At 62.0% G+C, this 17,852-nt stretch carries 13 protein-coding genes and 1 pseudogene; 6 read left to right on the top strand and 8 right to left on the bottom strand.

From position 1 onward, the window contains the following. The first annotated feature begins 142 nt into the window (after positions 1 to 142). The 4 genes from ACWRN3_RS19345 (at position 143) to ACWRN3_RS19330 (ending at position 3,986) form a co-directional block, all read left to right on the top strand. Positions 143 to 805 carry a DUF5134 domain-containing protein gene (locus ACWRN3_RS19345; protein WP_207597758.1) on the top strand — a complete coding sequence of 221 codons (663 nt, stop codon included), beginning with the start codon at positions 143 to 145 and terminating at the stop codon, positions 803 to 805. A gap of 49 nt (positions 806 to 854) precedes the next feature. Further along, the gene (acs, locus tag ACWRN3_RS19340; RefSeq protein WP_242703283.1) at positions 855 to 2,894 is read left to right on the top strand and encodes an acetate--CoA ligase; all 2,040 of its coding nucleotides are present in this window, start codon (positions 855 to 857) and stop codon (positions 2,892 to 2,894) included. Between the two features lie 156 nt (positions 2,895 to 3,050). Beyond that, positions 3,051 to 3,653, top strand: coding sequence for an adenylate kinase (locus ACWRN3_RS19335; RefSeq protein WP_207597807.1), 603 nt, complete (start codon positions 3,051 to 3,053; stop codon positions 3,651 to 3,653). Between the two features lie 132 nt (positions 3,654 to 3,785). Next, positions 3,786 to 3,986 carry a hypothetical protein gene (locus ACWRN3_RS19330; protein ID WP_207597757.1) on the top strand — a complete coding sequence of 67 codons (201 nt, stop codon included), beginning with the start codon at positions 3,786 to 3,788 and terminating at the stop codon, positions 3,984 to 3,986. A gap of 321 nt (positions 3,987 to 4,307) precedes the next feature. On the opposite strand, the gene ACWRN3_RS19325 is transcribed toward ACWRN3_RS19330, so the two are convergent. From ACWRN3_RS19325 to ACWRN3_RS19315, 3 genes are all read right to left on the bottom strand, one after another. After that, positions 4,308 to 5,375 carry a tartrate dehydrogenase gene (locus ACWRN3_RS19325; protein ID WP_476741646.1) on the bottom strand — a complete coding sequence of 356 codons (1,068 nt, stop codon included), beginning with the start codon at positions 5,373 to 5,375 and terminating at the stop codon, positions 4,308 to 4,310. A gap of 5 nt (positions 5,376 to 5,380) precedes the next feature. Then, positions 5,381 to 7,780, bottom strand: a complete 2,400-nt coding sequence (locus ACWRN3_RS19320) for a penicillin acylase family protein (protein WP_207597755.1) — start codon at positions 7,778 to 7,780, stop codon at positions 5,381 to 5,383. Between the two features lie 160 nt (positions 7,781 to 7,940). Further along, positions 7,941 to 9,260 carry an MFS transporter gene (locus ACWRN3_RS19315; protein ID WP_207605973.1) on the bottom strand — a complete coding sequence of 440 codons (1,320 nt, stop codon included), beginning with the start codon at positions 9,258 to 9,260 and terminating at the stop codon, positions 7,941 to 7,943. Positions 9,261 to 9,406: 146 nt separating this feature from the next. Between ACWRN3_RS19315 and ACWRN3_RS19310 the strand changes: the two genes are divergently transcribed. Further along, the gene (locus ACWRN3_RS19310) at positions 9,407 to 10,315 is read left to right on the top strand and encodes a LysR family transcriptional regulator (protein WP_207597753.1); all 909 of its coding nucleotides are present in this window, start codon (positions 9,407 to 9,409) and stop codon (positions 10,313 to 10,315) included. Positions 10,316 to 10,398: 83 nt separating this feature from the next. On the opposite strand, the gene ACWRN3_RS19305 is transcribed toward ACWRN3_RS19310, so the two are convergent. The 4 genes from ACWRN3_RS19305 to aceA all read right to left on the bottom strand — a co-directional run bounded on the left by ACWRN3_RS19305 (position 10,399) and on the right by aceA (position 16,013). Continuing rightward, the gene (locus ACWRN3_RS19305) at positions 10,399 to 10,710 is read right to left on the bottom strand and encodes a P1 family peptidase (RefSeq protein WP_207597752.1); all 312 of its coding nucleotides are present in this window, start codon (positions 10,708 to 10,710) and stop codon (positions 10,399 to 10,401) included. A 446-nt stretch (positions 10,711 to 11,156) separates the two neighbouring features. Next, the gene (locus ACWRN3_RS19300) at positions 11,157 to 12,470 is read right to left on the bottom strand and encodes an ATP-binding protein (protein WP_207597751.1); all 1,314 of its coding nucleotides are present in this window, start codon (positions 12,468 to 12,470) and stop codon (positions 11,157 to 11,159) included. 479 nt (positions 12,471 to 12,949) lie between these two features. After that, positions 12,950 to 14,602 carry a malate synthase A gene (gene aceB, locus ACWRN3_RS19295; protein WP_207597750.1) on the bottom strand — a complete coding sequence of 551 codons (1,653 nt, stop codon included), beginning with the start codon at positions 14,600 to 14,602 and terminating at the stop codon, positions 12,950 to 12,952. A gap of 94 nt (positions 14,603 to 14,696) precedes the next feature. Next, the gene (gene aceA, locus ACWRN3_RS19290) at positions 14,697 to 16,013 is read right to left on the bottom strand and encodes an isocitrate lyase (protein ID WP_476741645.1); all 1,317 of its coding nucleotides are present in this window, start codon (positions 16,011 to 16,013) and stop codon (positions 14,697 to 14,699) included. Positions 16,014 to 16,189: 176 nt separating this feature from the next. Between aceA and ACWRN3_RS19285 the strand changes: the two are divergent. After that, positions 16,190 to 16,432: pseudogene (locus tag ACWRN3_RS19285) on the top strand (helix-turn-helix domain-containing protein); the annotation flags it as partial. A gap of 319 nt (positions 16,433 to 16,751) precedes the next feature. On the opposite strand, the gene ACWRN3_RS19280 reads toward ACWRN3_RS19285, so the two are convergent. After that, positions 16,752 to 17,786, bottom strand: coding sequence for a zinc-dependent alcohol dehydrogenase (locus ACWRN3_RS19280; protein WP_207597748.1), 1,035 nt, complete (start codon positions 17,784 to 17,786; stop codon positions 16,752 to 16,754). Positions 17,787 to 17,852 lie beyond the last annotated feature (66 nt).

Genomic DNA, 17,852 nt, shown 5'->3' with positions numbered 1-17,852 from the left:
CCGCCCCCACCCCCCCCCCCCCGCGCGTCCCGGGCCGGGGCCCGGCCGCCCCCCCCCCCCCCCCCCCCCACTTCGCTGTCCTTGGTTCTGTCTACAAACACCCCAACTTGCCTCATTTGCCGTGCCAAAGAAGGAGACTCCCGTGCTGGCGCCTTTCCTTAATATTCCGGTCAGCCTAATCCTCGTAGCCGGCACAGCTTTTTGCCTTGCCAAGGCATTCCGGGGCAACTCATGGGTCACCCGGCTGAACTATGTGTTGCATACCCTCATGGCTCTAGGGATGCTCGGAATGGTCTGGCACGACGTACGGTTGCCGCTGCTGCCTCAGCTGTTGCTGTTCGGCACAGCCTCCTTTTGGTTCTTCCTGCAGGCCGTTTCGCGGCACGAGTTCGCTCTTGTATGCCACAGCCGTCCCGGGCGCCTAAGCTGTCTGTACCACGCAGCCATGCTCGCCTCAATGGTCTTTATGCTCGCACTTCCTCATTCCGCAGGCCAGGCCGAACGCACAACCATGCCTGCTCACCCTGCTCCCCATCATGGCCACGCGCTGACCACGAATGTTCCCTCAATCCCCGACGTCAGCCCGCTGTGGACCCATGCAGCCACGCAGGTCCTGGCCATTCTCTTTGCTGGGGCAGTCCTCGCATGGCTTCTGCCCATGGTCCGCCTCGTGGCCAAGATGCTGGCAAAGAAAGCACCCGGCTTGAACCCGGTCTCTTGGCACCGGCAGACCATTCTTGAACGGTCCTATGAGGCAGGCGCTGCACTGACAATGTCACTGATGTTCGCCGCCACAAGCCTGTAAGACCTGATTTCAGCCCTACCTCCTATCACCTGAACACCCAAGGAGAGACATGCCAAGCAACGTGGAATCACCTCCCATCAACAGCTCCGGGAGGGAACTCAGCTTCCCACCATCAGAAAAATTCGCGGCCAACGCAGTGGTAGGCGCTGAAGCCTACACCGAGGCCGACGCCGACCGGCCGGCTTTCTGGGCTAAGAAGGCCCGCGAGCTGCTCACCTGGAGCAAGGACTTCGATGAGGCGCTGGACTGGTCCAACCCGCCGTTCGCGAAGTGGTTCGTGGGCGGTGAGGTCAACGCTGCGTACAACGCGCTGGACCGGCACGTGGAGAACGGCCTGGGCGACCGGGTGGCCATCCATTTCGAGGGTGAGCCCGGGGACACCAGCACGTATACATACGCCCAGCTGACGGAGGAAGTGAAGAAGGCGGCCAACGCCTTCGAATCCCTTGGAGTTGCCAAGGGCGACAGGGTTGCGGTGTACCTGCCGATGATCCCCGAGGCCGTCATCACCCTGCTGGCCTGCGCCCGGATCGGAGCCGTGCACTCGGTGGTGTTTGGCGGCTTCTCCGCCGACGCGCTGCGTTCCCGGATCGATGACGCCGAGGCCAAGCTGGTAGTCACCGCGGACGGCACGTACCGGCGCGGCAAGCCGAGCGCCCTGAAGCCCGCCGTCGATGACGCCTTGGCCAAGGAGGGCCACACCGTACAGAACGTCGTGGTGGTCAAGCGCAACGGACAGGACGTGGACTGGCACGAAGGCCGCGACCACTGGTGGGCAGACACCGTCGAGGCCGCCTCGGCCGAGCACACCGCCGTGGGCCACGATTCCGAGCACCCCCTGTTCATCCTTTACACCTCCGGCACCACCGGCAAGCCCAAGGGCATCCTCCACACCACCGGCGGGTACCTCACCCAGACTGCCTACACCCACCGGGCAGTGTTCGACCTGCACCCTGAGACGGACGTCTACTGGTGCACGGCCGACGTCGGATGGGTCACCGGCCACTCCTACGTCGCCTATGCGCCGCTCATCAACGGCGCCACCCAGGTGATGTATGAGGGCACGCCGGACTCCCCGCACCAGGGCCGCTGGTGGGAAATCGTGGAGAAGTACAAGGTCTCCATCCTGTACACCGCTCCCACCGCGATCCGGACGTTCATGAAGTGGGGCAGGGAGATCCCGGACAAGTACGATCTGTCCTCCCTTCGGGTCCTTGGCTCTGTGGGCGAATCCATCAACCCCGAGGCCTGGATGTGGTACCGGAAGGTCATCGGCGGGGACAAGACCCCCATCGTGGACACGTGGTGGCAGACCGAGACCGGCGCGCAGATGATCGCACCGCTCCCCGGGGTTACCGCCACCAAGCCGGGCTCGGCCCAGGTCCCGCTGCCGGGCATCGCCGTGGACGTCGTCGACGAGATGGGCGAATCCGTGCCCAACGGACACGGCGGCTTCCTAGTGATTCGCGAGCCCTGGCCGGCCATGCTCCGCGGCATCTGGGGCGACCCGGAACGCTTCAAGGACACCTACTGGTCCCGGTTCGAGACCATGTACTTCGCCGGTGACGGTGCGAAGAAGGACGAGGACGGGGACGTCTGGCTCCTGGGCCGGGTGGATGACGTCATGAACGTCTCCGGGCACCGGCTCTCCACCACTGAGATCGAGTCCGCCCTGGTCTCCCACCCCGCCGTTGCAGAGGCGGCTGTTGTTGGTGCCGCGGACGAAACCACAGGCCAGGCCGTCGTCGCGTTCGTCATCCTCCGCGGGGACGCAGTGGATTCCGGTGACGACATTGTCCAGGAACTCCGCAACCACGTGGGCAAGGAAATCGGGCCCATCGCGAAGCCGAAGGCCATCCTGGTGGTACCTGAACTGCCCAAGACGCGCTCCGGCAAGATCATGCGCCGCCTGCTCAAGGACGTCGCGGAAGGGCGCGATCCGGGCGACGCCACCACCCTCTCCGACCCCACGATCATGCAGCAGATCGCGGCAAGCCTCCACAGGTCTCAAACGCCACCAGCGATGCAAGAGGAACATGCAGGACACCAGGCACACGAATCGCAACCCAATTTTGTATCGCAGCGATAGAGGTGTCCGTCCCCGCATATTAGCGGGGAAGATTCATCACCACGTGGGGCCTCATAAGTATTAGCGGCGGCTCGGGCAAATGCATTCACGCCACGGGAAGTCCAACAGCTCCAGCCACCTCATGCCGGTCTAACGAAGGGTTTCGCAACCATGAGAATGATAATTGTTGGGCCTCCCGGCTCAGGAAAAGGCACGCAAGCTGAACGTATTTCTCAGCAGCTTGGGATTCCGGCCATCTCCACCGGGGACATATTCCGGCAGAACATTGCCCAGCTGACTCCACTTGGAGTGAACTGCAAAAACTACATAGATAAGGGAGACCTTGTCCCCGATGATCTCACCAACCAGATGGTGCGCCAGCGATTGAGACAACCCGACGCCCTCGATGGATTCCTACTCGACGGATATCCTCGCACCACCACGCAGGTGGCAGAACTCGATGACATGCTGTCATTCAACAACCTGACTTTGGACGCTGCGCTCCTGCTGACCGTCGATGACGCAGACCTTGTGACGCGTCTGCTCGAGCGCGCAAAAACAACACGCCGTAGCGACGATACGGAGACTGTGATCCGACACCGGCTGGATCTCTACCACCAACAAACCGAACAGCTCATCGACCTGTACCGTGCCCGCGGCGTTCTACTGACAGTCGACGGAAACGTGGCAATCGATGAGGTTACTGAGCAGATAACAGCCCAAATTTCCTCCGTCGACACTTCTTCACAGCTCGTGACACAAGTGGCAGGGCAGAGTTAGCAGTCCCCAGTCCCCGGTCGCAGCACCGAGGACTGTCCGTGCTGCTACCGCGTCTTCAGCGGATTCGCTGGCGGTTCAGAAGACCGGCGGCCCGGTACCGCAGGGGCACATAAGCAAGAAAGATTGAGCACCGTGAAGCATGACATCCAACATGACTGGACCGCTGTCCAGGGCGAGTCCGTGGAGATATACAAGAGTGGTCAACTTTTCCGGGCCGGGGTCGTCGATACGGTAACCGACGATGGGGAAATACTGTGGATTCTCGGTGAAGGGATCATGCCCCGAACCATGTTTGAGCGCTCTGAAGGCTACGAAGTCTGGGCGGCTGATTAGCCCGACTGCGAATGACGGTGCCAGGAGACAAACAAGCTCTGGCAGCAGCCCGCTTTGCCTGCCACGGTATTACCGGCTTTTCCAAGGAAACGCCCAAGCCGCACCCACCTAATGACCTGGCAGCGGGACACCGCCCAGCCCGCCACCGACAAGACCCGCGAAAGCGTCTTTAGCTTCGCGGGTCTTGTCGGCAGCGTCCTCAGGAGGCGTTGCGCCGCGTCTGTGGCAGGCACCGTGGGCTGTTTGTGTGGCCCTGCGTCAAGAGACGGGCGTCGTGACCTGGCCGTCTGGAAAGACGAATCAGGGCGTGGGTAGGAAAGGTCAGTTCAGCTTTGCAAGAAGGCTCCGTATGAATTCCGCGGTTCCTGCAGTACCGCCCATGTCCCGGGTAAGCACTATGCCTTCAGCGAGCTGGTTGCGTACCGCGTCCATGACTTCTGCGGAAGCTTCAGGATGTCCGAGGTGATCAAGCATCATGGCGGCGGACCAGATGGCACCGACCGGGTTGGCCACACCCTTTCCGGCGATGTCCGGGGCCGAGCCGTGTACTGGTTCGAACATTGAGGGGTGTTCCCTCTCGGGATTGATATTCCCTGAGGGGGCAATGCCGATTGAGCCGGCTACGGCGGCCGCGAGGTCCGAGAGGATGTCACCGAAGAGGTTCGATGCGACGATTACATCGAACTCGGCAGGCTGTAGGACAAGCTTCGCGGCAAGGGCGTCGATATGTTCGCTTCGAAGTTCCACGCCGGGATGCTCTTGGGCACGTTCAGCTACGATGTCGTCCCAAAAGGGCATGGTGTGAATAATTCCGTTGGATTTTGTCGCTGAGGTGACACGGTTCCGGCGGGCCGACGCGAGAGTTAAAGCGTAGTCGGCGATCCTGGAGACTCCGGCACGGGTGAAGACCGATTGTTGCACCGCCATTTCCGAGGCAAGCCCGTCGTTCATCCTGCCGCCGATTTGCGAGTATTCGCCCTCGGCATTCTCGCGGACGATCACCAGATCAACCCCGCCCTCTGTGGTGCCGGGGTGCGCCGCAGCTAGCGGGCTTGGTACGCCTTCCATGACAGCGATCGGTCGTAGATTGACGTATTGGGCGAAGGCACGGCGGATGGGGATCAGCAGCCCCCATAGTGAGACGTGGTCCGGTACATTGCCCCACCCGACAGCTCCGAGGAGGATCGCGTCGTGGGACCGGATCTGCTCGATGCCATCCTCGGGCATCATTGCACCGGTGTGAACATATCTCTCACAGGACCAATCCAGTTCGTCGTAGGCGAAGGAGATTCCATGCCGTTGTCCCACCTTGTCGAGAATGGCGGTTGCGGCCGGGGTGACTTCTTTGCCGATGCCGTCTCCTGGAATCAGCGCAATACGGTGTTGCATTCTGGTCATTGTGTTGCCGTTCCTGCGCGGAGCGTGATGCGCTGGGACACTGCGGATTCGACGGCGGCGCGGCTGTAGAGCAGCGGAAAGGAGTCTCCTGTTGCCCAGAGCGGAAGCAGGTCTGCGTAGTGTGGAGACCGGGGATCGCCTGATTGTCCCGGAGAATTTACGACCCTGCTTTCGTCCCATTGACCGACGTCGACAGCGATGCGGAAGCTGCTTCCCATGACGGCGTTGAATTCAGCATCGTAGCCGGTCAGCCCGACCGTGTCGCCGCTGCCCGCCCGTGGTACGGCTGGAAGGTGTCCCCATTCCCGGGGCACCGTGGGGTTTCGGGAGAGAACGGGGTGTCGGAGCCTCGTTTGGTGGAGTGCCCCCCATGTCCAAAGTTCCCGGTCAGGGCCGAGGAGCTCTTCGATCTCGGCGATTGCTGTGGCCAGGGTCGAGTTCACAGCTTCGTGCAGCAGTGCCAGGTCAGTGCCCTTGTCGGTGTCGAACATGTCCAGCATGCGCAGGTCGGGGCGGAGGTCTGAAAAGAGAGTGTCTGTGCGCAACAGCCTGTGCCTGGCTTTCTCCGCAGCTGACGCTGTGATTCCCAGCCGGTCAAGGCAATGATCGACCAGCCACGGCCGGAGGTGCCTTCGCTGCCATACCTGGAATAGCAGCGCAGCGCGGGAGTCGACGGTCTCGGTCCCGTCCCAGGCCTGAAGTTCCGTCCACTCCGCGGCGTTGGTTGGTGATGGGATGGTTGAGAACCGGTCGAGCAGGAGGCGCCCGTGTGTGTTGTCAGCATTGTTTTGCATCTGGAGGCTGGAGGCGACGTCGAGTGGCGCTCCGCTTTTGAACCATGCCGCGAGCCGGTCGTAGCGGGCGTTGGAGTACCAGTCCGTGGTTGTTGGAAGCGCGGTGCTGTCGTAGCCGTCGGGGATGTTGTTCTCGTTGGCGCTGCAGAACCAGCCGCTGTCGGGGTTTAGCACCGAGGGAAGTTCCTCGACGGAAGCGAAGCCGTCCCATTCGTAGCGGCCATCGCCTGGAACGGGGAGTGATCCGTCCCAGTTTGGTCGGCGCGGTATCATGGCGCTGGCCTGCCAGCCGATGTCGCCGTCTTTTGTAGCGAAAATCTGGTTGGTGCCGGGGACGCCCCAGCGCCGGAGGGCGCGGCCGTGTTCGGTCGCGTCCTTGGCGGACTGATACTCGAGGCTCCCCAAGTATGGGGCCATGCCCGGTTGCAGCCAGGCTGCCCTGACGGCGACCGCACGGCGGTTGGTGGTGTCGATGTGCACGACGGGTCCGTGCCGGGTGTATGCCAGGGTGTGGACCGCATCATCCGTTCCGGCAACCGGGGCCGGTTCCTGGATCACCTCGAACTGCTCCCAGCCGGCCTTGTAACGGTACAGCTGATCATTTTCCGGGTGCAGTTCGTAGATGTACAGGTCCTCTTGGTCCACTGGCCAGATCGTGAGGCCGAAGGCTACGTGACCGTTGTGCCCGATGTAGATTCCGGGCAGGTTGGGTTCCCCTGCACCGATGATGCTCATGCCCGGCGCCTCGAGGTGGGCGATGTACCTGAGGGAGGGCAGGGTCATGGCCCGGTGCGGGTCGTTTGCCATGACAGGTCGCCCGGACGCTGACAGGGAGGGGGCTATGACCCAGTTGTTGGATCCTGAGGGGCTTGTAATTTCTGATGCGGTGCCCGCGCCGAAATCGACTGGAGCGAAGGCCAGACGGTAGACGTCCAGGACCTCCTCTGTCAGGAAGTCGAAGAGGTCTGTTGGGGGCGTTTCGTGGCTGTTGGATGGTTCGCGCACAGCTCTGAGTTCCTCGGCGGCTTGCCCCAAGTCCCGCAGCGTCAGGGCGCGCGTCAGCTCTTGCTCCACGTTGTAGACGAGCCCATGGGTCCTGATGCGCACTACGTCTTCAGGCTGCCAGAGAGCGGGAAGGTAGCCTAGCTGGCCGAACTCTGGAGGCAAACGGAGGTCTGGTTCTTTCAGTACCCACTCCACGAAGGCGTTGATGCCGGCAGTGAAGGCAGTGATGATGTCTTTGGTCTCGGTGTTGTAGGCCAGCCACTCTGCGCGCATGTCACCCCTGTAGAGGAAGAGCCGGGTCGCCCGGTCCTGCTCGACATAGCGCGGGCCGAACGCCTCGGCCAGCAGCCCAAGACCGCGGCGGCGCCAGAGGTCGATCTGGAACAGCCGGTCGCGAGCCACTTGAAAGCCTTGGGCCACGTAAGCGTCGAGTCGAGTGTCGGCGTAGATATGAGGGATGCCCCAATGGTCGATCAGCACCTCGACATCTGCGTCGAGGCCCGGCACTTGGTACTCGACTGCAGCGGGGCCGGCAATAGCCGCCGGCGCCTCATCCCTGTAATCGAGTGCGAGGTCAGCGTGTTGCGGAGAGGTCATGCTCTATGCCTTTCAGGCGGTGGTATTCGGTTTAGCAAGAAGAACGACTGTTCCAAGGGGGAGGGGCTTGCACCTGCCGAGGAACAGTCCGGTTTAGCCGGGCGCCCTGCCCTGCTCTTGAGGAAAGTGAGCAGAATGTGGTGGATTGTCCGGAGGAGGATCAAGCTACGGGTGCGGCATTCAGTTCCCCATCGGGGGTCTCGATCGGGCGTCGGCTGCTAACGATGTGGAGTCCTATGACACCGATGATGGTTGCGATAGTCAGTGCTGCATAGTAGACAGCCACAGCCCAGGGGTTGTTGCCGCTCGTCGTGAGGATCCACTGGGCAACGAATGCGGTGGAGCCGCCGATGAGAGCTGAGCACATTTGGTAAGAAATGGACATGCCCGAATATCTGATATTGGCGGGGAATGCGTACGCCAAAAATGTCGAGAAAACGGCGAAGTACATGCAGATACTGCCGAACGAAACGTAAACCATGGCCGCGATGAAGACCAGGTGACCCATCTGGATGGCGAGGAAGTAGGGCACGGTGAAGGCAAGGGCGATTCCTAATCCGGTGAGGATGATCCTGGTTCGCCCGAACCGTTGCGCCAAATAGCCGCCCGCCAGTTGCGTGAAGAACTGCACGACGGAGGCGCCGACAAGGATGTTAAGGATGACTTGGCGGTCGAAGCCGAGGGGGCCGGTCGCCCACGCCAACATGAAGGTGTTGGTGAAGTACGAGATCGAGATGGCCATGATAGAGGCAAGCATGGCGAAGATGAGGATGAGCGGGGCCTTGGTGAAGACCAGCAGGGCCGGTGCCTTTTCAGCGAGATTGCCGGCGCGCTTGGATTCCAGGAACTCCTCGGACTCTGCGACCCGCATGCGCAGGACGATGCCTACAACGATCAGAATGACCGATGCAAGGAAAGGCAAGCGCCATCCCCAGCTGAAGAAGTCCTCGTCGGGAAGGAGCCCAACGAGCAGGAACGAGCCCGTTGCCAACAGCGAACCAATCGGGGACCCCTGCTGGACCCATGCACCCGCAACCGTCTTCCGCTTTTCATGGGCGTTTTCTGTGGCGATCAGCACTGCACCGGCCCATTCGCCACCGACTGCAAGGCCCTGGAAGGCACGGAGCAGAACCAGTAGGACTGGAGCCAGGACGCCGACCTGTTGATAGGTGGGAAGTACGCCGATGAGAGTCGTCGAGGCGCCCATCAGTACCAAGGTCGCCATCAGCACGTTCTTTCGACCGAACTTGTCACCGAGATGACCGAAAACAAGCCCACCGAGCGGGCGGGTGAGGAAGCCAACCCAGAGTGTTGCAAACGAAGCCAACAGCCCCGTCGCAGGATTCACCTCAGGGAAAAAGATCCTGCTGAAGACAAGTGCTGATGCCGTTCCGTAAACAAAGAAGTCGAACCATTCAAGCGAATTTCCGACAAGGGCACCGATAACGGCGGTGCGCTCCCGATTGCGTGGTGGAGTCATTGGAGATCCCTAGTGGATTAGATCAGCGCGGTATCACTGAAAGTTGGGATGTGATCAGCGGCACTGCTGACCCGACTACGACTTTCTCAGCTTGAGGTCATGCTGTCTAATGACTTTTTCAGGCCCTGTGTATAACATTTAGGAATATGGACAGACGAGCTTTGGAGTATTTCCGCACCGTGGCCCGGCTGGGCTCGGTTAGTGCAGCCGCTCAGCACATGTCAGTAACCCAGCCTGCGGTGTCCAAGCAGATAAGCCGGATGGAAGCTGAACTGGCCATGAAGTTATTCCACCGGACCCCAAGTGGAATGGCGATGACAGCAGCAGGGGAGGCCCTCTACGAACTTGGCGGGGATGTCCTAACCCGCTTTGAACGGGCCGAAGGGACTCTACGGGCCCGGTTCTCCGCCAAACCTGCATTCCGTGTCGCATGTCCTCCTACCACCGCCTACGTTTTGCTGGCGCCATTCATGGTGGACGTGGACCCGCCAATCGTCGATCTCACTATGGTGCCTGCGCCCGACGTCGATGCCACATTAGAACGGGAAGCCGACCTGGCTATCAGCACACTCCTACCCCCGCCCCATCGACGTCATGTCGTCGTGGGCAGCCTCCCCGTCAACGTTTATGGATCCCCTCAAGCTATGGAAGACCGCTACGGGAACGCAACAATCGGTGACCTCGAACGTTTGACAGATGACCTGATCCTCGTTCCCGTCACGGGCGTTCATGTGGTCTTCGACGAGGCTGCCGCCGGCATCACACCCCCGTTTAGAATCCGCAATGTCGCCATGGGCTTCGTGGGTCAGGCGCTGGCTGCGAACAACCATGGTTTCGCCTTGGCAACAGAGAAGGAATCTTTCGGGTTGCGGGGCTTGCCCGCATATGCCGCGGGACGCCCTTTACGCACCAAATTGTACGCATCCTGGGATCCTCAACATTATGCCGCGGCGGAGCTGCGCACCCTAGCCCTGGGCTTCAGGCGTTGGCTTTCCAGCACGCCTCCGTGGGGCACCTCGTCGCCCTCGGACCTAAACACCGAGGTTGAGAATTGACATGCAAATAGATGCGATTCCCGGTCGAAGCCACGTCCAGCTGCGCTGCCCGGCTCTATCACCGTCGCGACAGAGTCGAGAGGTCAGAAGCCATGTGAGCGGAGCAGTTCGCGCACCTCGTCGTGGGGCAGTGCAGGACTGAAGTGGCCTTCGCGGCCGATCATGTCCCGGTTGTTGACCAACGAGTTGAGCACCGCCTCCTCCACCGCCTCGACGGTGGCAGTGAAAACCGGATCCACCTGCCCCCACGGCAGAAATTCCATCCTGTCCAGTATTTCCTGCGCCGGACCTTTGGGCATTGAGCAGATCGCCGTGGACCTTGCCCAGTTGGCATCGAGTAGACCGACAGTGGACCGGCGTGGGTTTGAATGACGCGAACAGGTGCAGGGCCCCATGCAGCTGAGTTGGCTGCTACTCGCATGACGTCACCGCCCAGCCCGTCCAAACTCAGCCCAAATTTTGAAGAGGTAACTGAACGATTCCGAGGCAGTTCCCCGTCTGATTCGAGAAGCTGATAACGGATATCCGCCAACCTGGCGCCGGGGCGGAGCACACGTTGCGCCCGGTAACCCTGTTCCGTCCACAGTTAGGACCAACACGGTTCTCCACGGCTGGAAGTCGGCAACCGTTGCGTAAACTCCCACAGCAGCCGTACGCGTGATAACCCGTAGGAATGGTCCCCGGCTGTTAGCGGCCGCGCCTTGCGCTCAGTGGACCCAGAACTAAACCGGGCTCGGACCGCCTCCCGCACGTATAAGGCCGTCCCCGAGGCGGAGCAGTAAGCCCTACCCAGCAGAAAGATCATTTGCAGTGAGGCGCTCCGTGCTTCATGCGGCAGCGCTTAGACGCGGCCGAGGACGTCGATGTCTTCCAGGAAGTCCTTGTGGACTTCCGCGCTAACGGTGGTGCGGGTGTCACCAATGGCGTCGAGGTAGTCCTGTGTGGAGGGGCCCTTTCGCACCGCCTGAACGGAAAGTCTGCCGTCGGAAGCCAGCCCGCCGTCGTCGTACACTGCCTTTTCCAGGGCACGCTGGGAGGCGCTGCGGGCGGCGTACTCGATGTCGGCGGGGGAGAAGCCCGGGGTGCGCTCCACCAGCAGTTCCACGTCGACGGCGTCCACCACGGGAGCGGGGATGAACCGTTGCCACATCGCTTCGCGGGCCTGCCGGTCCGGGAGGCCGATGGGAATGACGTAGTCGAACCGGCCGTGGCGCAGGAAGGCGGTGTCCAGGGCGCGGATGAAGTTGGTGGCGCACACCAGCAGCCGGCCCGGCTGTTCACGGAACGCCGGGATGATCTTCAGCAGCTCGTTGGTAACGCCCTGCAACGGCGACGGCGGCTCCCCGGAGCGCTGCGCGGCGATCTCCTCCACCTCGTCGATAAACACCACGGCGTGCTCCAGTTCGGCGATTTCCAGGAACGTCTCGCGGAGCGCGCCGGCCAGGCCCTGCGGGTCCGCGGCGAGGCGGGAGGGGAACACCTCCACAAAGGGCCACTCCAGGCGGGAGGCGATGGCCTTGGCGAAGGTGGTTTTTCCGGTCCCGGGTGGACCGAAGAGGACCACGGCGCGGGGCGGGACGACGCCGAATTCGTCGGCGAGGTCGGCCTCGGCTAGGGGGAGTACCAGGCGGCGTTCCAGGAGTTCCTTCTCCTTACGCATGCCGGCCACGTTTTCCCAGAGGTCGCGGGCCAGGACGCGGCCGCCGAGCTGGCCCAGCGCGCCGAGTTCCTGCCGCTGGACGGGGATGGTCCGCTCGAAGTAGCGCAGGTTCTTCTTCAGCGCGAAGCCGCGGCCCAGGAACGCCTCCACCCGGGTTTCCGATTCGGGCATGAGTGCAGAGAGCTTGTTGAGCCCGTGCGGCGCCATCCGGTTTTCGACGGCGGCCAGCAGCGAGGTGCCGATCCCCCGGCCGCGGTACTCAGGCAGGGTGGCCAGGAAAACGATCCAGCCCTGGTCGTGGGCGGCGCGTCCGACGGCGGCACCCACCACCTGGTCGCCCTGCACAGCGACGACGGCATGGTCCTTCTCGCAGGATGCGAGGACCTCGGAAAGGGCGTAGACGGGTTCCACGTTGCTTGCCTTCAGGGTCTCCCAGAGGTGCAGGATCCCGTCCAGGTCCGAGGAGTGAAAGTCCCTGATCCGCCAGTTGGTCATGTCATTATTCCTTACTGCCAGCATTTGAGGTTCTGCCCGGCGGGGGCCGGGGAAGCCAACGTCAACAATTCATGTGCTCAGCAGGGAACCTCTTGCGGTGGAGACGTCCGAGAACCATCGCGGTTTAGCGTAACCGTATAAATATGGGGGCCGCTGCGCGTAATTGTGACACGACTACGCTGAACAGCGTTGCGGACAACTAATTCCCGGACAGCACTCTCAAGTGCGTCATCCAAGCCTTCACCATCCCAAACTTTCAAGCTCATGCTCTCGATATATTCCGCAGTCATGTTATGTACCACTTCTTTTAGTGTTGAAGGGAGGAGGGCTTTTCGCAGATGTATATGGTGAAAGCCAACCGATTCTTGTTCCTGGACTGCAGCTGGTTCCGTCGCCGGGCCGGCCCTCCGGATTTCGGAGGTGCCTGTTGCGGAGGGGTGCCGGCCCGGCGGACGGAAGTCTGTGGGTTTGCAGCTCGGTTATAGGGCGGCAAGTTCCTCGGCGGTTGCCCTTACCTTGGCTTCGGTGAGGTAGCGGGCGTAGGCGGGGAGGGTGAGGAAGGACGGGAAGTCGCGGGCGAGGGTGACTTCTTCGAAGATGTCGCGGGCGTCCTCGAAGCGGTCGCCGTCGAAGCGTTCGAGCCTGGCGAATTCCTGATCCAGGAGCTCCTCGATCCACTCGTGGGTGATGACTTCGCCGTGGTCGGTGATGGCACGGGCGTAGATCCACTGCCACAGCTGGGAGCGGGAGATTTCGGCGGTGGCGGCGTCTTCCATGAGGTTGTGGATGGCTACGGCGCCGTTTCCGCGCAGCCAGGACTCGATGTAGCGGATGCCCACTTCGATGTTGTTCCGGATGCCCTGTTCGGTGATGGTTCCGGTGGTGGCGGCCACGTTGATCAGGGCGCGGTCATCCGGGACCACGTCCTCCCGGGTGCGGTGCAGCTGGTTGGGCTTGTCACCGAGGATGGAGTCGAACACCTCGCGGCAGACCGGCACCAGGTCCGGGTGGGCCACCCAGGAGCCGTCGAAGCCGTCATTGGCTTCGCGGGTCTTGTCCGCACGGACCTTTTCCAGTGCGTTGGCGTTGGCGGCCTCATCCTTGCGGTTGGGAACAGCTGCTGCCATGCCGCCGATGGCCATGGCGCCGCGCTTGTGGCAGGCCCGGACCAGCTGTTCGGTGTAGGCGCGCATGAAGGGCTGGGTCATGGTCACCTGGCTGCGGTCCGGCAGGACGAAGCGGGGGCCACGGGTGCGGAAGTTCTTGATCAGGGAGAAGATGTAGTCCCAGCGGCCGGCATTCAGGCCCGCTGCATGGTCCCGCAGTTCGTAGAGGATCTCCTCCATTTCGAAGGCTGCGGTGATGGTTTCGATCAGTACAGTGGCGCGGATGGTGCCTTGCGGGATGCCGAGCAGGTCCTGGGCGAGGATGAAGATGTCGTTCCAGAGCCGGGCTTCGAGGTGGTTCTCGATCTTCGGCAGGTAGAAGTACGGGCCTTTGCCCTGGGCCAGGAGGCGGCGTGCGTTGTGGAAGAAGAACAGGCCGAAGTCCACGATGCCGCCGGCAATGGGTTCGCCGTCGATCAGCATGTGCTTCTCGGGCAGGTGCCAGCCGCGGGGGCGGACCACGATGGTGGGCAGGTCACCGGCCGGACGGAGCTTGTACTCCTTGCCCTCGGGGGAGGTGAAGTCGATGCGCCGTTCCAGTGCGTCGGTGAGGTTCAGCTGGCCCTTGATGACGTTCCGCCACGTGGGGGTGGAGGAGTCCTCCATGTCCGCGAGCCACACCTTGGCACCGGAGTTCAGGGCGTTGATGGTCATCTTCTGGTCCACCGGTCCGGTGATTTCCACGCGGCGGTCCTCCAGGCCCGGGGCCGGGGGAGCGACCCGCCAGGAAGGATCGTTGCGGATGTGCTCGGTCTCGCGGAGGAAGCGGGGATCCTGACCGGAGGCGATCTCAGCCCGCCGGGTCCGCCGTGCCTGCAGCAGCTCCTGCCGCCGCTCAGCAGTAGCCCGGTGCAGCTTGGCAATGAAGGCCAAGGCATCCGGGGTGAGCACCTCACCCTGCCGGCAAATAGGCTGCGCAGTCATGGTGATGCCATTGATGGTGAAGCTGTCAGTGAAGCTGTTCATTTCTGTCTCCTGGAGCAGGGCCCAACTGGGTAGCAGTAAGTGCCGTTTTGAGCCTTCAAAACGACACTTACTGCTACTTACGTGGGGGAAGAAGTTAGTGGAACTGGCCCTCTTCGGTCGATCCGACCAGGGCGAGGGTGGATGCGTTCGGGTTGAGCGCGGTGGCGATGTCATCGAAGTAGCCGGTGCCGACTTCGCGCTGGTGCTTGGTTGCGGTGTAGCCGCGGGATTCGGAGGCGAATTTCTTTTCCTGCAGTTCGACGTAGGCGCTCATGCCTTCACGGGCGTAGCCGTGCGCGAGATCGAACATCGAGTAGTTCAGGGCGTGGAACCCGGCGAGGGTGATGAACTGGAATGTGAAGCCCATGGCGCCGAGTTCACGCTGGAACTTGGCGATAGTGACGTCGTCCAGGTGCTTGCGCCAGTTGAACGACGGCGAGCAGTTGTAGGAAAGCATCTGGTCCGGAAACTCTGCCTTGACCGCTTCGGCGAACCTGCGGGCCAGCTCCAGGTCCGGGGTGCCCGTTTCCATCCAGATCAGGTCCGAGTAAGGGGCGTAGGCCTTGGCCCGGGCGATGCAGGGTTCGATGCCGTTGCGGACCTTGTAGAAGCCCTCGGCCGTACGCTCGCCGGTGATGAATTCCTGGTCGCGCTCGTCGACGTCGGAGGTGATCAGGGTGGCTGCCTCGGCGTCCGTGCGGGCGATGACCACCGACGGGGTACCGGCGACGTCGGCCGCGAGCCGGGCGGCGTTCAGGGTCCGCACGTGCTGCTGGGTGGGGATCAGGACCTTTCCGCCCAGGTGGCCGCACTTCTTCTCGGAGGCGAGCTGGTCTTCCCAGTGCACGCCGGAGGCGCCGGCCTGGATCATGGATTTCATCAGCTCGTAGGCGTTCAGCGGGCCGCCGAAACCGGCTTCGGCGTCGGCAACAATCGGGACCAGCCAGTCCTCAACGGTCTGGATGCCCTCGGAGAATTCGATCTGGTCCGCCCGGAGCAGGGCGTTGTTGATACGGCGGACCACTGTGGGGACGGAGTTGGCCGGGTAGAGGGACTGGTCCGGGTAGGTGTGGCCGGAATTGTTGGCATCGGCGGCCACCTGCCAACCGGAAAGGTAGATGGCGCGGAGGCCGGCCTTGACCTGCTGCACTGCCTGGTTGCCGGTGAGGGCACCCAGGGCGTTGGTGTAGCCGCCGGTCTTGTGCTCCTCGGTCAGCTGCTTCCACAGCTTCTCCGAACCGCGGCGGGCCAGGGTGTGCTCTTCGGAGACGCGGCCGCGGAGACGGACGACGTCGGAGGCTGAGTAGTCACGGGTCACACCTTCCCAGCGGGGGTTCGCAGCCCACTCGAGCTCCAGTGCGGCAGCCTGCTGCTCTGCGGTCTGCTTGTTTGGCTCAAATGCTGCAGTCATCGTTGATCTCCTTGATTGAGCTCCGGATTCGGTAGGCGGGAACTGCGCCTTTGCAGTTCCCGCCGGCTTATCCGGTGCGGTGTTTCTTTCCGTGATCACTACTTTTCAGCACTTTCAATCGCCCTACTAGATAAAAACCTTGGAAAGAAACTCATTTCTTCGCGTATCCTTCAAAAATGACGTCCTGGAAGCTGGACCAGAGAAGCTTTGCCGCAAGCCTCGTCCGCGGTGTCCGTTGGCTTGGACGTCATCAGCCTCGGCCGCCGCGTCCGGCATCTGCGCAAGCAGGCCGGGCTGACCCTCGATGACCTCAGCGCCGCCGTCGGCACGGCGCCAAGCCAGCTGAGCCTGATCGGAAACGGCAAGCGGGAACCAAACTCACCCTCCTCCAGCACCTGGCCGGGACACTCAACGTCAGCACGCTCCTGCCCCGGCCTCTGCAATAGCATCCTCCAAGGGCGCCAGGTAGACCTTACGAAGAGTTCTCTCATCGACGGTGCTGTCGAGTAGACCGATTCGTCGCGTAGTCATTTGGCGACGTAGTGCTTCAGGCATGCCCCGGCCCCCGGATTTCTGCATGCTTGCGACATAGGGGGCCGCAGTGCGCGCGGTCAGGAGCGGCTCCTCAGCGAACGCCTCGAAGCTCCTGCCTCCCACGGGTGAACGGGCCCTCATCCGTCGGGCCCTCATCGCAGGTCCCACCGCCCGACGCTTCCGGATCTGCTACGTACGTCCCGACTACGAGCGAGCGTCAACTAGCACCTTTACTCGATCCAATCCGCTTGCAAGTTGGGTCAGAACCTTCTCAAGATCACCCAGCCCAATCGTTTCGTCGACAAGGGCTTCTGTATTAAGTCGGCCCCGAGCCATCAGGTCAATGACCAAAGGGAACTCGTGGTTTAGGTGAGCCAGCGAGGTCGCGATCGTCAGTTCCTTGCCCAGCCAAGCCAGCGGTGAGACCTTGACTGCCCCAGAAGTTGCCCCGATCATCACGAGCGTTGCGCCAGAACGGCAGTATTCGACTGCGGCAGTCAGTGCTTTCTCGTTGCCCACGCAGTCGTAGACGATATCGGCACCCAATCCGTGCGTGGCATCCTGGATTGCTTCCAGTGCCTCCGGACCCGGGGCGAGTGCTGAATCCGCACCCATAGATAATGCCAGTTTCTGGCGGCGCGCCTGGGGTTCAATGACAATTACACGGGCGGCTCCTGATTGGCGAAGCATCTGTACGGCGAAGAGACCTACGGGCCCGGCTCCAACAACGACAACCACATCCCCCATACGAGGAGTGTGCCTGCGAATAGCGTGAAGAGCCACTGCGGCTGGCTCAATCATGGCTGCCGCTTCGTCCCCTATTTCGCTTGGAATAGGAATGAGAATTTCAGCTGGAACCTCGATCCGTTCGGCATAGCCCCCGTGCTGAGGGGTGTGGGGGTGCGTACCGAAGGCCAGGGCTGTTAGCTCGATGCAACGCTCTCCATGACCTCTGCGACACATCTGACAATTGCCACACGCCGCTGGCGTACCTGCCACCACCCGATCACCAACCTTGAGATGTGTCACCTCAGAACCGACCGAGATGACGCGCCCCACCCACTCATGTCCTGAGAGGAAGGGCGGATACGCTTCCCCGTCACGAAACGCTGTCACATCAGACCCGCAAATCCCGGTCTTAAGGATCTCCACCACAGCTTGAGTTGGTCCAGCCAACTCTGGGAAGGAAAAGTCCCGAATCTCCAATACGTACTGACCAGTAATCAGTGCTGCTTTCAATTTCACTCCTGTTCGCGGTTTGCTTCCGGGCGGCGTCACTAGGCGGTGCAAGGCGGCGCGTGGTTG

The sequence above is a fragment of the Pseudarthrobacter sp. rb genome (assembly GCF_056389225.1).
This window is presented reverse-complemented; position numbering and strand designations above follow the sequence as displayed.